The sequence below is a fragment of the Bradyrhizobium sp. WSM1253 genome (assembly GCF_000244935.1).
Classification (GTDB): Bacteria; Pseudomonadota; Alphaproteobacteria; order Rhizobiales; family Xanthobacteraceae; genus Bradyrhizobium; species Bradyrhizobium canariense.
Map to the genome: position 1 here is coordinate 1426578 of NZ_JH600073.1, position 15335 is coordinate 1441912.

The window sequence follows — 15335 nt, forward strand, 5'->3', positions numbered from 1 at the left end:
ATCATGGCCCGGCCGCGCATTCTCGTCATCAATCCGAATTCCAACCCCGCGGTCACGCAGGGGCTGGAGGACGCGCTGAAGCCGCTCGGTTTCGAGGGCGGCCCCGAACTGGTCTGCCAGACGCTGGCCGAGGGACCGTTCGGCATTGAAAGCCAGGCCGATGTCGATGGCGTCGCGATGCCGCTGCGCCGGCTGGTCGAGGGCGACAACAGCTCGGCCGCCTTTGTCATCGCCTGTTACAGCGATCCCGGGCTTCAGGTCTGCCGTGAAGGCACCGACCGGCCCGTGTTCGGCATCGCCGAGTGCGGCGTGCTGACGGCGCTGGCCCGCGCCGAGACCTTTGGCGTCATCGCGATCGCCCAGCGCTCGATCCCGCGTCACATGCGCTATCTCAGGCAGATGGGACTGACCGAACGCCTCGCCGGCGAGCGGCCGCTCAACATGAGCGTCGCCGAAACCGCCTCGGGCGAAGGCACGCTGGCCAGGATGATCGAAATCGGCCGCGCGCTGCGCGACGAGGACGGCGCCCGCGCCATCGTGATGGGCTGCGCCGGCATGGCGCGCCATCGCCGTCCCCTCGAAGACGCGCTCGGCATTGCCGTAATCGACCCGACGCAGGCGGCCGTCACGATGGCGCTGGGTACGGTGCAATTCTCGAATCACTAGGCGTCCTTCAGCTCTTTGGCGTCCTGCCGCGCGATCCATTGCGCGTGGCTCTCGCGGACAAGCGTGAACGTGTCCCGCTGCGTCGTATAGAGATTGCCGAACATGCGGCCGATCGGGCGGTAGGCGTCGAGGTCGACATACATGTTGGCCTCGTTGACGAGGCCCTCGCGGGCGTGAATCCGGAGCACCTCGCCGACCAGCAGTTCGCGATCGGGCGAAAAATTTAACGCGACATGGCGCCGGCATTCGAGCGCAAAGGGTGCTGCGGCGAGGCGCGGCACCTTCACGTCGATTGAGGGAAGGGTCGCGAGTCCTGCCGCAGCGACCTCGCTGTCGCCGGACGGAAAATCGACCGCGCAGTCATTCATCGCTGCGGAGAGCGCCTCATCAACCATGTGAACGACGAATTCGCCGTCGCGATGGATGTTGCGGGTGGTGTCCTTCGGGCTGTGATCCGGCTTGTGCTGGAGGCCGAGCACGATCAGCGCCGGGCTCTCCGAGAACACGTTGAAGAAGCTGAACGGCGCAGCGTTGACCGCCCCGTTCGCATCGAGCGTCGTCACCAGCGCAATTGGCCGCGGCACCACCACGCCGCAGAGCAGCTTGTAGCGATCGCGCGGGTCGAGCTCGCGCAAGGATATGCCCGAAGTGCTCTGGCCAGTCATCGACGTCACTTCTCCGGCGGCGGCACTGCGCCGGTTCGGCTGGTGATCAGGCCGTAGTGCTCGATGCGGCGGTGCTGTGCGAAATTGAAGATCGTGGTCTTGCCGAAGGTGGTGGCATCGAGGTCGCAGGCGTGGACCAGCAGCTCGTCCTCCTCCGTCTTCGCTTCGGCGACGATTTCGCCATTGGGATCGACGATCAGACTGCCGCCGAACAGCGGGTGTCCGTCCTCGTTACCGGCTTTGGCCACCGCGACGACCCAGGTCGCGTTCTGATAGGCGCCGGCCTGCGCCGAGAGGCGATTGTGGAACAGGCGTTTCTCGACGCCCTCATCGCTCCTCTCCGCATTCACGGACGGCGTGTTGTAGCCGATCAGCACCATCTCGACGCCCTGCAAGCCCATCACGCGATAGGTCTCGGGCCAGCGGCGGTCGTTGCAGATGGCCATGCCGATGATGCCGCCGAGCTCGCGCCAGACGTTGAAGCCGAGATCGCCCGGCTCGAAATAGCGCTTTTCCAGATGCTGGTGCGAGCGTTTGGTGTCGTATTCCACATGGCCGGGCAAATGGATCTTGCGATATTTGCCGACGATCTTGCCCGACTTGTCGGTGAGAACAGCGGTGTTGAAGTGATGTCCATCAGGCGTCAGCTCCGCATAGCCGAAATTCATCGCCATCTGGTGCTGCGCCGCGCGCTCGAACAACGGCCTCGTCGCAGCGTTCGGCATCTCGCGCTCGAACCAATTATCGAACTCGGCCCGATCCTCCACATACCAGCGCGGGAAGAAGGTCGTGAGCGCCAGTTCCGGATAGACGATCAGGTCGGCGCCTTTTGCTTTGGCTTCGTCCATCAGCGCAATCATGCGCTTGACCACGGCCTCGCGGCTGTCGGCTTTCTGGATCGGGCCCATCTGGGCAGCGGCAACATTGACAATACGCATCAGCGATTTCCTGGTGATGTCTTAAGCTAAGCTACAGTTTCAAGCACGTGCCGGCGCGCGGCAGCTTAACGCAGCTTCGCCCGGACTTGCCACCCGGTGCCTGCCGATCGGCATGGTGTACGTTGCACGATGCACCCTCATGTCTGCTCCTCATCCGCAACATCGAGACCGTGGTCCAGTGCATCCAGAAGCTGCTCGGCCTCATGCTCGGAGATCACGAGTGGCGGCGCGAGGAACAGCGAGGTTTGCTCGCCGCTGGTGCCGATCACGGCGCCTGCCTCCAGGGCCCGCTCCGCGACGCGCGAGGCGATCGGCACCTCGGTGGTGTCGGCGTGCCAGGAGCGCCAGTCCGGGCCGTGCAACTCCACGGTCCAGTGCAGCCCCTGCCCGGCCACGCGCTGTACGCTCGGATGTTTCTGCGCGATGGCGAGCAGGCGGCGGGCGAACAGCTTTTCGACGCCCTTCACGTGCTCCAGAATCTTCTCTTCACTGACGACCTTCAGATAGGCGCTGACGGCGGCCATGCTGATGGGATGCCCACGCAACGTGCCGTAGTTCTGCCAGCTCGTGCCCTTGAGCCTTTCGACGATATCTTTCGACACTACGACCGCGGCAACCGCCGCCGCACCGCCACCGAGCGATTTTCCGAGCGTCACGATATCAGGACGGCTCTCGGCGCCCTGGAACGCGAACCAGCGCCCGGCGCGGCCTGCGCCGGTCACCACTTCGTCTGCGATCCAGTAGGAGCCAGCCTGCCGCGCGCACCGCGCCACCTCGTCCTGATAGGCGCCGTCGTAATAGATGCCGCCCTGCGTGTAGTCGATGATCGTCGCCGCCGTGTCCGAAAGCAGGCGCGTGGCATCGGCCAGATATTCGCGTGGGGGAACATTGTTGGCGGGCGCACCATAGATCGCGCCATCCGGCGCCGGCAATATCCGCACCGGCGCCATCGGCGCCGGCAGCTTCGAGCCGCCTGAGTGCACCGCGAGGCCGCCATGCCATTGCGGCTGCACCGTCATACTGCGCGACAGGCCTGTAATGCCGTGATAGGCGCGTTCGCGCGTTGCCAGCGCGGACCGCTGCGTCAGCGCCTGACACAGCGACAGCGCCATGTCGTTGGCCTCGCTGCCGCTGATGCAGAAGCGCACCGCGCCGACCCAATCCTCTTCGCCGCTGAAGGCGGCGGTCATCAAATCGTCAGCGGCCTGCTCGCGGCCGACCCAGGTCCACCCCTCGTTCACGACGGGCGTATCCGCGGCGCGGCGGATCGCCTCCACCATCGCGGGATGACGATGTCCGAGACCGCCGCCGGTGTTGCTGCCGTCGATGAGCTTGCGACCATCCGACAGATGAAAATAGACGCCCTCGCCGCCGACCACGGCCATGGGCGCGCTGTCGCCGGCATTCAGCCCGGTTCGCAACAATCTGCTCATTGCAATCCCTTCATTCCGCAGCCTCGGCGCCGTAGCCACCGCCGCCGCAGGTCTCGATGTTGACGAGATCGCCTTGCTGCAGCACCAGGTTCGACTTGCCGTCGATCGCGACGTTCGCGCCCTGCCGGATCAGCGAGATGCGGCAGGGCTTGCCGGGTTCGCCGCCCTGCATGCCGAACGGCGCGATCACCATGCGCTCGATGCAGGTGGTCAGATGCATCGACGGCGCCAGGATACGATAGGTGCGCACGACTCCGTCTCCGCCGCGATGGGCGCCCGCGCCGCCGGAATGCCTGCGAATGGCCTGCTGCTCGACTTGGATCGCGTAATTCGCCTCGATCACCTCGACCGGCGTATTCGAGGTGTTGGACAGATGCACCCGCGTCGCTGAGATGCCGTCCCGATCATGCCGCGCGCCCTCGCCACCGCCGTGGACCTCGTAAAGCATCTTCCATGAACCGTTTTGCCGCGGTTCGGCAAAAAACAGGACGCCCGCCGTGGTCGCCCCGCCGGCCGACAGACGCTCGGGAATGGTATCCTGCATCGCGCGGAAGATCGCATCGACGATGCGCATCGAGGTCTCGTGGTTGCCGGCCGCAACCGAGGCATTCCACCCCGGCTCCAGGATCGAGCCCGGGCGCGTGATGATGGTCAGCGGCCGCAACGCGCCCGCGTTCTGGTTCATGTCGCGCCCGCTCATGATGCGCGCGGCATAGGCTACCGCCGAGCGCGCCATGAACGGCGTGGTGTTGCAGAAATTCGAGACGCGGTCGCAGCTTCCCGAGAGATCGAAGCTCGCTTCGTCACCTGCAATGGTGATCTTGACATGAATGCGCGCTGGCGCGGCGTTGACGCCGCCGTCGTCCAGATAATCCTCGCCCTCGTAGACGCCATCCGGCAGATCGCGCAACGCCTCGCGCATCTCGATTTCGGAGAGATCGTGCAGGCGCGCCTGCGCCGCCGTGAAGACTGCCTTGCCGTGCTCGCGGCAAAGCTCGAAGATGCGCTTCTCGCCGGCTTTCGTTGCGGCGATCTGGGCGAGAAGATCGCCCTCGCAGGATTCGGGATCGCGAACATTGGCCTTGAGCAGCTGCACGATCGGCGTATTGACGCCCGCTGCCGTGGCGATCAGAACCGGCGGAATGCGCATCGCCTCCTGGAAGGTGTCGATCGCTTTCGCAAAATAGCTGCCGGGCCAGGTGCCGCCGATATCGGGCCAATGCGCGAGGCTGACCGCGAACGCCACGATCTCGCCGTCGACGAAGACGGGGCGCACGACCTTGACGTCGTTGAGATGATTGCCGCCGAGCGGGCCGACATTGTAGATCAGTGCATCGCCTTCGTTCAGGCTGTCCCGCGGCACCACCTTCAACAATTCGAGAACCGTATAGGCCATCGCGCCGAGATGGATCGGGATGTCGCGGCCCTGCCCGACCAGGTCGCCCCGGCCGTCCGTGATCGCCGACGACAGGTCGCCGGCCTCGCGCAGCAGCGGCGAGCGCGCCGAGCGCGTCATCACCAGGCTCATCTCCTCGGCCGCGGCCGAGAGCCCGTGCCTGATGACCTCGACGACGAACGGATCGATCTTCATGGGGCCACCCGCGTCAGGAACAGATTGCCTGAAACGTCGGGCCGCGCCTGCCAGCCGGGCGGGACCACCACGGTCGACCATGCGTCTTCAATGATGGCCGGACCGCTGACAATCTCGGTCAACGAGGCGCGGTCGATGATGCTTGTTGCGATGTCGTGAAAGCCGTCGAACGAGCAGATGCGCTCGCCGGTGGAGACCGCCCTCACCGCGACGGACGGCCGGCTCACGACGGTGCGCGACGGACGGCGCGCCTGCACCCGCACGGATTCGATGACGCAGCTCTCGCCGGTCGCATAGCCGAACAGCTCGTGGTGCCGGGCCAGAAAATCCTTCTTCAGCGTGATGACGTCGAGCGGTCGCGCGAACGGCACCGGAATGGCGTCGTTCTGCGCGGCGTAGCGCATCAAGGCCACCAGCTCGACCTGGATCTCAGTCGCGGCAACGCCGTTGGCGATGAGCGGCGCCGAAGCATCGTCAATCAGCACCCCGATCCGCTCCGACACACGGGCGAGGTCGATGCCGTCGAGCGCAGCCCGCAGGGTTTGCTGCTGGAGGAAGCTGAAATCGGCGGTGAGACAGCCCAGCGCCGAAAACGCACTTGATGCGCTGGGAACGACGACCTCGGCAATCCCGTAGAGATCGGCCAAGCCCGCGGCATGCATCGGGCCACCACCGCCAAAGGCGAGCAGCGTGCAGTCGCGCCCGTCGATGCCGCGCTCCACGGTGACGCGGCGGAGCGCGCGCGCCATTGTCGCGTTCGCGACCTTGATGATGCCGAGCGCGGTTTCGGTCAGGCTCAGCCCCAGAGTGCGCGCGATCGGCGCGATGACACCATTGGCTGCCTGGATGTCGATTCCGATCCGGTCGCCGAGTTTGGTTTCGGGATTGAGATAGCCGAGCACGGCGTTGGCGTCGGTGATGGTCGGCTCGGTACCGCCGCGGCCGTAGCAAGCCGGTCCAGGCTCTGAGCCGGCGCTTTCCGGTCCGACGGTCAGGCCGCCGGGACCATTGCGCACGATCGAGCCGCCGCCCGCGCCGATCGAGTGAACCGCAAGCATCGGCTGGCGCAGCGGCTTGTCGCCGAGCATGCGGCCGTCTGTCATCTCGGCCTGGCCGTCGACGATCAGGCACACGTCGGTCGTGGTGCCGCCCATGTCGAACGTCAGCATCCGCGATGTGCCGAGCTGGCGCGCGATGCTGACGGATGCGGAGACGCCGGCCGCCGGGCCCGACATCGCCATCACCAGCGGCCGCCGCTTCACGGCGGAGATCGGGATCATGGCGCCGGCCGAATGAAACACCTGCAGGCCGGGACCGATCGGCAGTCGCAGTTCCAGTTCGCTGAGATACTCCACCGCGATCGGCATGGCGGCCGCGTTGAACACGGTCGCCGAGGTCCGCTCGTATTCGCGCGCCTCGGGATTGACCTCGTGCGACAGCGAGACGTGGGCAACGACGCCCTTGAGCCGCTCGCCGAGCATTTTCTCGTGGACGGGATTGGCATAGGCGTGAAGCAGTGCGACCGCGACGCTCTGCACGCCGGTCCCCTTCAGCCAGGCCACCAGGCGCTCGATCTCCGCTTCATCCAACGCCTTCAGCACCTTTCCCTCGTGATCGAGGCGCTCGGCAAGGCCAAAACATCGTTCCGGCGGCACGAGCGGCGACGATTTTGGCGGAATGTCGAGACGGTAGAGATCGCGGCGGCGGTAGCGCGCGATCTCCAGCACGTCGGAAAAGCCCTCGGTCGCCACCAGCGCCACTTTCGGCAGCCGTCCTTCGACGATGGCGTTGGTGACGCGCGTGGTGCCGTGGACGAAGCGCTTGACCTCGCTCTTGCGCAGGCCCACCGCCTCGATTGCCTCCAGCATCGCCTGAACCGGAGCTTGAGGTCGCGACGGCACTTTCGCGATCCGCGCCTCCGCGGGGGAGTGCCGGATCGCGATGATGTCGGTGAAGGTGCCACCGATATCGGTGCCGACCTCCCAGTGATTTTCGTCAGTGTTCATGCGTGGGTCAGTTGCGGACGACGTTCGAACCGGACGCCGGGTGCTTCCCGTCCTTCGCGAGGTTCAATCGCAAACCGAGAGCGCTCATCGTCATCCCCTGTCATGCCACTGCTTGCGAGCGTGCGACAGAGCGATGGGCTTCGGATAGGGCCAGCGTTGTCGCAACGCACAGGACCAGCACGCAACCGGCGCTGCCCGCCGAGGCACATTTTAGTGCAGCGCTGCCCGCAGGGAGTGCACATCGGTGTGGATCGTTCCACGCGCGCTAAGTGCAGCGCACCACGAGTTTTCCCGGACGAAACGGCACATCCGCTGCACTGCAATCCACGCGCCGCGGACGCACTGTCTAATTTGCAGGCGATCGATCGGCGCTACGGACCATACGATTGCTTATGAGCTATGCATGGCAGTCGGCTCAGCCTCTCTTTATTGTACGATCAGTAAGCGGTCGTTTTGCCCACTCAACGCCTCGCGACCAGGCGACGCGAGCCGATGACGATGCCCGTGATGGAGAACAGAAAGCCGAGGGCGCAGAGCCCGACGACCAAGCCGTCGCGCAGCAACGGATGCGCGACCAGGACCGGAAAGTCCAACGTGTGCAGCGCGCCGTAGAACCAGCGATAAGCCCGCCGCGACGAATCCAGCCTTTGCAGCAAATTGCCGTCCGCGCCGTCGATGTCGAACCAGAGGTCGCCGCAGGAGGAGCGGTAGACCGGGGCACCAGGGACGGTGGACTGCGCGGGATAGTTGTCGTTGTCGGCAAGTATCGACGGTGCGCCGCAGCCGGCTGCGAGGCGCGCGGTCAGCCCCTGGACCTCGTGGACATCCAGAGATCCCGTTGGTCCGTCGCGCGGCGCATCCCCTGCCTTGATCAAGGTCTGAGCGGCAACGCCCGTGCGATCCCGCCGATAGAGAGTGCCGTTGAAGGCAAACCATTCGATCTCGCGGACCGACGGCGATACGGGCTGGCGATCGAGCGATCGGGCCGCCGTCCAGTTCGGTGGGGCGTTCATCACGCTGGATTCAGCCGAGGTCAATTGCCCACGCGAGAACAGCCGTCCGTGATCCATGGAGAGCCAGCCACTGAAAATCCAGCTCAGCACGAAGACCATCGCCGCGAGGCCGATGAGATGATGCAGCGCATGCCAGCCACGATAGGGCGACCCGATCAGACCGCTTTGAGGTTTGATCCGCGCAAGCCCGAGCACAGCGCCAAGCAAAGCTGCGATCAGGGCCAGCAGCGACAAGGTCCAGACCACGCGATCCCACAGCGACCAGTTGCTTCGCAGAACTGTCGGATAGATCCAGTGCAGCACACTTCCGGCGAGATTCCATCCGCGCTCGCTGCGCGTCGTATCCAGAACGATTTCGCCGGTGAGCGAGGAGACATAGAGCTCCGTTCCGGCGGCGTCGCCCAGGGCAACCCGAAACAGGGGCCGATGGCGGTCAAAGCCGTTCGGCACGCTCCATTGATCGTAGTCCGCGCGCGCAACGATCGCGGGCCGCGCGGCATCCAGCCCCCGGCTGCGAGCGTGATCTCGCGCGATGGCCAGCGCGACCTCGGAAGACGCGACCGAGGCGCCGCCCCCGTCGGAGGCACGCACTGCGTCCGCGCGCGACGGCCCCGCGACGACATAGACCGGTCCGTCACTGCGCTGGATCAGGCGAACGCGGGTCGCATCCGCAATGCCGCTCGCGGCAACCACGTCGGCGACCGCAAGCCTCGTCTCAGCGCGATCCAGCGGCACGAGCCCGGCAAAGCGTTCCGCTTCCGTCAGGGACGGAAACGGAACGAAGTGCATCACGATTCCCGTCGCGAACCACATCGCGAACAGCAGGCAGAACGCGATCCCGAGCCATCGATGCAGCAGGACGATCGCGCGCATCATCGATCAGCGTCCTACCATTTGAACGCGGCCGAGAGTTCATAGGTGCGCGGCGCGCCCAGCAGGATCTGGTCGGGATAGAACGGATCGCCCCAGATCGCGTAATGCTTGTCGGCGATGTTGCGCACCCGGAAGGTCAGGCGGGCCTGGTCGACCGCGTTGAACACGGTCTTGGGGATGTCGACGAAGGCGTAGACGTCCGCAACAGTGTAGGCTTTCAGCGTCACGGTGTTGGCATCGGTGTTGTAGCGGTCGCCGACATGGCGGCCGGTGATACCGAACTCGACCGCCCAGGGCGTGAAGAACCGGTATGACGCGCCGGCATTGGCGACGACGCGTGGCACGTTCGGCGGCGTGTTGCCGGAGAACGAGCCGCCGACAAAATTGTAGTCGGCGTAGCGCGCATCGACATAGGCGATGTTGCCCCAGAGACGCAGAGGCTCGATCGGACGCACCGAGGCGGCCAGCTCGACGCCCTTCGACTCCTGCCGTCCGGCCAGCTTGAGCTGCATGCCGCCTGCCGCGGCATAGACGTTCTTGCGCAGGATGTCGTAGGCCGAGAACGACCACTCCGCCCGGTTGTCCCAGAACAGGTGCTTGACACCAGTCTCGTAGGTGCGCGCGGTGGTCAGGTTGAGCGGATCGGTCGGATTGAGCAGGAAGATGTTGTTGGCCGCGATGTCGGCGCCGGTCGCATATTGGCTGAAGAAGGTCAGGCCCGGAACCGCTTCCCACGTGTAGCCGATACGGCCCGTGGTCGGCGCCCAGGATTGCGAGAACGGGAAGTTCGCCTTCTCCAGACCGAACTTGTCGGTCGAATTACGGTCGAGCCCGATATGCTCGACGCGCAGGCCGCCAACCAGCGCGAAGCTGCGCGTGAGCTTCAGCCGGTCCTCGAATGACAGCGCCTCATTATCGATGCGCGCAGTCTGCTGCTGAATGGTGAGCAGGCCGTAGTACCCGCGAGGCGGATCGACCAGCGGAACGGAATCGCCGGGGAAATTTGCGGCGCCCGGCCTCACGAAATCAAGGTAGCTTGAGGACAACGTCGTGACCAAACGGTTGTCAAGGCCGGCGATATTCGCATCCCAGATCAAGTCGGTGACGTTGCCGACCAAGCGTTGGCTGTGCGCGACGTAGAAACGCTCACGATCCACCATGTTGGTACCGGAATTGAACGCCTCGACCTCATTGTTGAACCACGTGCGCTCCGCGCCGTAGCCATAGGCCTGACTCTTCAGCGTCAGGTCTGGCGCGAGCTTCAGCTCGAAACCGCCGCGCAACCAGACCTCCTGCGCGACGTTCCTGTTGTCGAGGACGTTGTAGTTGGTGTTGAAGGTGCGGTCATCGATCGTGACCGCACCGAGATTGGTTTTGTTGTAGTTCGAGATGTAATTGCCGGACACGATCCCCGTCGTCGCATGCGAGCCGCTGAAGGCAATCGGCACCAGCGGCGCGCCCCAATAGGCTTTCGAGCGATCCTCGCGGTACTCGATCGCGCCCCAGACCTTGAGGCTATCGGAGATGCGATAGTTGAGCTGGCCCGACACATCGAGCGTCTTCGTGTTGGTGTCGTCGGCAAAGCCGTTGAGCGAGGAACGGCTGACGTCGAAACGGTAGTCCAGCCCCTGCACATTGGTGCTGCCGCCCGAGCCGTAATGCGCGCGGAACGAGTTCAGCGAATCCCAGGAGAAATCCGCCTCGTTCCGGATCGGACCGGTGTGCGGCTGCTTGGTGACGAAGTTGATCGCGCCGCCGGCGGCGCCCTCGCCCGACATCAGTGACGCCGGACCCTTCAGGAATTCGACAGCTTCCAGATTGGCCGTGTCGGTGATCCGCGAGGTCATGTTCTGCGGACCGATCTTGATGCCGTTGTAGAGCGTGTTGATTTGGCTGTTGGTGAAACCGCGCATCGAGAAAGCCGAAGGCTCGGCCGGATTGTCGCCGGCTGTGACGCCAACCGCTCCCTGCGCGACGTCGGACACGGTGCGGTAGCCCTGCTCGCGCATGGTTGCGGCCGAGATCACCTCCACGGTCGCGGGCGTTTCGCGCACGGTCAGGCCGAGGCGAGAGGCGCTTTCGGCGACTGCATTGGTGTTGAGCGGCGTCTGTGCTGCCGCGGTCGGCACGACGGGCTTGGGCGCTACAGATGCAGCCGCCGGCCGGCGCGCAGCTGCGCGGCGTGGGCCCTGCGCTTCTCGGCCGGCCGGCCTGGCCTGCTTGCGGGATTGGGCCGGCGTCACCTCGACCGGCGGCAGAGGTTCGCGGGCCTGCTGCGCCAGTGCGCCGGGAGGATCAAGCGCGGCAAGGGATGTGAGCGCGGCGGATGCGAGCAGGAACGCACGCGGTCGTACAATGCGAACAGGAGACACGGTCTTGGACCTCGGTATGACGTCAGTGGCACGTCACAGCGAACCAAGGTCCCATCTTCCGGCTTATAAGCCTTCCGATGAAGCCGAATGTCTGTACTCCCCGACCGACATCTTCGCGTGTGACCACGGCTGACGGCAGGTCTCCTGGCTCGCGGGTCACTACCTTGCGTCGCCTTCCCGGGACCGAGATACCCAGTGGCTCGTGACGCAAGATTCGCCGCTTACAGTTGCGGGGGCAGCCACGGCATTGGGGACAATGTCCCCGCACCGCATTCCCTTTTCATCCCCTCTCGGGGAAACCGTCGCGAGCATCTAGGATTACGATCAAGACAGAGTCAATGTGCCAGTTGCGGCGTTATTGCCACAACGACCAACTTCCTCGGAGATAAGCATGGAAGGCGAGACCTTCCTCTGGCTGATACGGCACGCGCCCGTCGATGGCGTCACGGGGACGATCCATGCGGCCGACGCACCGGCCGATCTCGGCGATCGCGCGCAGCTGGGGGCGCTGCGGCAGCGTCTGGCGCAGGACGCCGCGAGCTATGCGAGCCCGTCGCGTCGCACGGTCGAAACGGCCCACGCGCTGGGGCTCGAGCCGCTGCAGCTGGACGAATTCAGCGAGCAGAATTTTGGCGACTGGACCGGTCGTCGGCATGACGAGCTCGCCGCGACTGGTGGCGAGGCCTATGCACGGTTCTGGAGCGATCCGGCGCGCGCACGGCCGCCGGGCGGCGAAAGCTTTGAGGATCAGGTCGCGCGGGTGCGGCTGGGTTTGTCGAAGATCAGCAGCGGGGCCGCAACGCTCGTCGTGCATTCCGGCACGATCCGTGCGGCGCTGTGCATCGCGCTGGATCTGACGCCAAAAGCGGCCCTGCGCTTTGTGATCGATCCGCTGTCGCTGACTCGGATCGACCGGCTCTCGACCGGCTGGCGCATCGTCTCGGTCAATCAGCGGACGATTTGATCAGGCCGGACGATCAGGCACATTGGCCTGCGCAAAGGTCGCCATCCCGTTGTGGAGCGCACAGGCCGACCGCACCAGCGGCAGCGCGATGGCCGCCCCCGATCCTTCGCCGAGCCTGAGATCGAGGCTGATCAGCGGCTGCACATTCAGCGCGCGAAGCACCAGCCGATGCCCCTGCTCGGCGGACTGATGCGATGCCAGCAGGAACGGCTGGCACGAGGGATTCAACCGCGCCGCAGCAAGTGCCGCGACCGATACGATGAAGCCGTCGATCAACACGGGGATGCGGCCCTGTGCAGCCGCGATAATGGCACCGCAGATGGCCGCAATCTCGAGGCCGCCGACGGCGCACAGGATCTTTTCGGGCGACGCGCCCGTAATGCCATGACGTGCGATCGCGGCGTCGATCACCCGCGCCTTGTGCACACGGCCGGCCGCGTCGATGCCGGTGCCGCTGCCCGCGATCTCTTCCGCGCTCACGCCGAGCAAGGCGGCCGCGATCGCCGCCGATGTCGTGGTGTTGCCGATGCCCATCTCGCCGAAGATCAGAAGATCGGGCTGCCCGGCCTGCGCGCGCGTCACCGCACGTCGGCCGGATTCGAAGGCGAATGCCAGCTCTGTGGAGGTGAGCGCAGCTTCGACGCTGAAATCGCGCGTGCCGCTGCGCGGCTTGTCGGTCACGATTCCAGCCATCTCCTCCTGCGCCAGCGTGCCGGCGTCGACGACCTCCAGGCTGGAGCCCAGCTCACGCGCCAGCACCGAGATCGCGGCACCGCCGGAGGCGAAATTCGCCAGCATCGCGATGGTCACTTCTTGCGGATAGGCCGAGACGCCCTGCGCGACGATGCCGTGATCGCCGGCGAAGATGATGATCGGAACCCGGGCCGCGCGCGGTTGCTCGGTTGCTTGCAGGCCCGCAAGCTCAATCGCGAGCTGCTCGAGCCGGCCGAGCGCGCCGGTCGGTTTCGTCAGTTGCGCCTGTCGCGCCACCGCCGCGTCGCGATGGACTGCCGAAATATCAGGGCATTGTTGGGTGATCCATTCGGGGAGCATGCTGCCTCGCTTGCCTCACGGCCTGCGCTTGAGGATGTAACTGTCCATGATCCAGCCGTGCCGTTCGCGCGCCTCTTGCCGCACCGCGACGATACGCGGGCCGATCTCGGCCAGCGCGCCGGACATGACGATCTGATCGGCCATGCCGAGATAGGCGCCCCACCAGATGTGCAGGCCTTCCGGATCAAGCGACTGGAACGCCGTGCCGCCGTCGAGCATCACCACCACTGTATCGACACCTTGCGGCCAGCCGCCATCGCGCAAGCGACGGCCGGTCGTGACCAGAAATGGCTCGCCGATATCGTTGAGCGGCAGCGCATGCGCCGCGCACAGCGCCTGGATCGAGGTGATGCCGGGAACGACCCTGATGTCAGGCAAGGGATCGAGCCGCCGCGCGATGCGCAGCGAGGAATCATAAAGCGAGGGATCGCCCCAGATCAATATTGCGACATTGCCCTCGCCTTCGAGATGATCTGCGATCGTCTGCGACCAGGCAGCGGCCACGGCATCGTGCCAATCGTCCACGCCCTTGCGATAGTCCGCTTCAGCGGCGTCGCGGACGGGCAGATCGAACTCGGCAATGCGCGTCGTGTCGCTGGCGAGCACATCGGCGCAGATCGTCCGCCTGAGATCGGCGAGATCGGACTTGGCCGTCCCCTTGCGCGGGATCAGGACGAGATCAGCCGCGTTGATGGCAGTAATCGCGGCGCGCGTGAGCTGCTCGGGATCGCCGCAACCGATGCCTATCAGGGAGAGCGTGAGCATCGTGCCTGCGAAGGGCGGCCATGACGGCCGCCCGTTCGCTTGTCACTTAAGCCGCGTTGTGCAAACGCGGGGTGACGAGGCCGGGCGCGGTGACGCCGCGCAACGACTTCGCCAGCGCCAGCACGCCGAGATCGGCGAGCGGCTCGATCACGATGACCAGCGCATAGGACGCCGCGAAGGTCGCGATGTTGACGAGGTTGGTCGCGCCAAAACCGGCGCCATAGACCGCCCAGAACGCCACCCAGGCGATGACGCCCGCCTGATAGGTCGTCGAAAGCGCCAGCGCCTGGCGATACTTCAGATCGACATAGGCCGTGTTGCGCGCAATGATCCGCGTGGCGATCGCCTGGATCCCGAACAGCGGCACCAGCAGCGTGGTGACGTTCATGCCATATTGCGGCAGGTCGGGCGGCTCGAAGAAGATGCCCTGGAACAGCAGGCCGAACGCGAGGCCGAAGGCCGCAGGCGCAGCGCCAAACAGCAGGAACAAGGTCGAGCCGAGGATGAAGTGCACCTCGGAGACGCCGACGGGGAAGTGCGGCAGGATCTCGAAGAAGATAAACACGAGTCCCGTGGTGGCGAGCGTCCGCGCCGCGAACGACGTGATGCCCTGCTCGCGCACGGTCTCGACCGCGAGCTTCAAGGCAACACCGCCGACGGCGATGCCGGTTGCGTAACTCAGCACGAGCTTGGCGTCCGAGACTAGTCCGGGTTCGATATGCATGGCTCAGATCCTTCTTGCCGTCACACCCGACGGCCTTGGCCTCAAAACGTGCACGGCCGGTCTCCTGGCTCGCGGTTCACTGGGAGTCTCCGGCCTTCCCGGGCCTTGCGGCCCAGTGGCTGATCGAAGTCCCTCACCGCTTACAGTCGCGGGGGCGGCTGGGGTTTTGAGCGCCGCAACTGGGTCCGCCCATCCCCATTCCCGATTATGCTCCGGCGCTTTGCGCCGCGTCGAGCACCATGCCTCTCCTGTGTGCCCCTTTCGCCGGCCGG

Annotated in this window: 12 protein-coding genes and 2 riboswitches; of the genes, 2 read left to right on the forward strand and 10 right to left on the reverse strand. The window is 65.4% G+C overall.

Annotated elements, in window-relative coordinates; all coding sequences use genetic code 11:
* Nucleotides 1-3 precede the first annotated feature (3 nt).
* Nucleotides 4-666, forward strand: coding sequence for an aspartate/glutamate racemase family protein (locus BRA1253DRAFT_RS08640; RefSeq protein WP_007593113.1), 663 nt, complete (start codon nt 4-6; stop codon nt 664-666).
* Here the strand turns inward: BRA1253DRAFT_RS08640 and BRA1253DRAFT_RS08645 are convergent.
* From BRA1253DRAFT_RS08645 to BRA1253DRAFT_RS44370, 7 genes are all read right to left on the reverse strand, one after another.
* A complete protein-coding gene (locus BRA1253DRAFT_RS08645; protein ID WP_007593121.1) occupies nt 663-1331 on the reverse strand; it encodes a flavin reductase family protein in 669 nt (222 codons plus the stop codon). The genes BRA1253DRAFT_RS08640 and BRA1253DRAFT_RS08645 overlap by 4 nt on opposite strands.
* 5 nt (nt 1332-1336) lie before the next feature.
* Nucleotides 1337-2269 carry an N-carbamoyl-D-amino-acid hydrolase gene (locus tag BRA1253DRAFT_RS08650; RefSeq protein ID WP_007593122.1) on the reverse strand — a complete coding sequence of 311 codons (933 nt, stop codon included), beginning with the start codon at nt 2267-2269 and terminating at the stop codon, nt 1337-1339.
* A 137-nt stretch (nt 2270-2406) separates the two neighbouring features.
* Nucleotides 2407-3702: an aspartate aminotransferase family protein gene (locus BRA1253DRAFT_RS08655; protein WP_007593124.1), complete on the reverse strand. Its 1296-nt coding sequence runs from the start codon at nt 3700-3702 to the stop codon at nt 2407-2409.
* A 10-nt stretch (nt 3703-3712) separates the two neighbouring features.
* Complete coding sequence (locus BRA1253DRAFT_RS08660) at nt 3713-5293, reverse strand: hydantoinase B/oxoprolinase family protein (RefSeq protein ID WP_007593125.1); 1581 nt, start codon at nt 5291-5293, stop codon at nt 3713-3715.
* Entirely contained in the window at nt 5290-7299 is a 2010-nt protein-coding gene (locus tag BRA1253DRAFT_RS08665; protein WP_007593127.1) for a hydantoinase/oxoprolinase family protein, read from the reverse strand. Before BRA1253DRAFT_RS08665 ends, BRA1253DRAFT_RS08660 begins: the two co-directional genes overlap by 4 nt.
* Before the next feature lie 461 nt (nt 7300-7760).
* Nucleotides 7761-9188, reverse strand: a complete 1428-nt coding sequence (locus BRA1253DRAFT_RS08670) for a PepSY domain-containing protein (protein WP_007593129.1) — start codon at nt 9186-9188, stop codon at nt 7761-7763.
* 11 nt (nt 9189-9199) lie between these two features.
* On the reverse strand, nt 9200-11557 hold the full coding sequence (locus tag BRA1253DRAFT_RS44370; protein WP_007593132.1) for a TonB-dependent siderophore receptor: 2358 nt from the start codon (nt 11555-11557) through the stop codon (nt 9200-9202).
* Nucleotides 11558-11673: 116 nt separating this feature from the next.
* A riboswitch (cobalamin riboswitch) is annotated at nt 11674-11876 on the reverse strand.
* A 72-nt stretch (nt 11877-11948) separates the two neighbouring features.
* Here BRA1253DRAFT_RS44370 and BRA1253DRAFT_RS08680 point away from each other — a divergent pair.
* On the forward strand, nt 11949-12521 hold the full coding sequence (locus BRA1253DRAFT_RS08680) for a histidine phosphatase family protein (protein ID WP_007593134.1): 573 nt from the start codon (nt 11949-11951) through the stop codon (nt 12519-12521).
* Here BRA1253DRAFT_RS08680 and cobT read toward each other — a convergent pair whose 3' ends face one another.
* Genes cobT through BRA1253DRAFT_RS08695 form a run of 3 tightly spaced genes read right to left on the reverse strand, consistent with a single transcriptional unit; the run spans nt 12522 to nt 15063 of the window.
* Nucleotides 12522-13574: a nicotinate-nucleotide--dimethylbenzimidazole phosphoribosyltransferase gene (gene cobT, locus BRA1253DRAFT_RS08685; RefSeq protein WP_007593139.1), complete on the reverse strand. Its 1053-nt coding sequence runs from the start codon at nt 13572-13574 to the stop codon at nt 12522-12524.
* Between the two features lie 15 nt (nt 13575-13589).
* A complete protein-coding gene (cobF, locus tag BRA1253DRAFT_RS08690; protein ID WP_007593141.1) occupies nt 13590-14339 on the reverse strand; it encodes a precorrin-6A synthase (deacetylating) in 750 nt (249 codons plus the stop codon).
* A 46-nt stretch (nt 14340-14385) separates the two neighbouring features.
* The gene (locus BRA1253DRAFT_RS08695; RefSeq protein WP_007593143.1) at nt 14386-15063 is read right to left on the reverse strand and encodes an energy-coupling factor ABC transporter permease; all 678 of its coding nucleotides are present in this window, start codon (nt 15061-15063) and stop codon (nt 14386-14388) included.
* Nucleotides 15064-15099: 36 nt separating this feature from the next.
* A riboswitch (cobalamin riboswitch) is annotated at nt 15100-15320 on the reverse strand.
* Between the last annotated feature and the right edge of the window lie 15 nt (nt 15321-15335).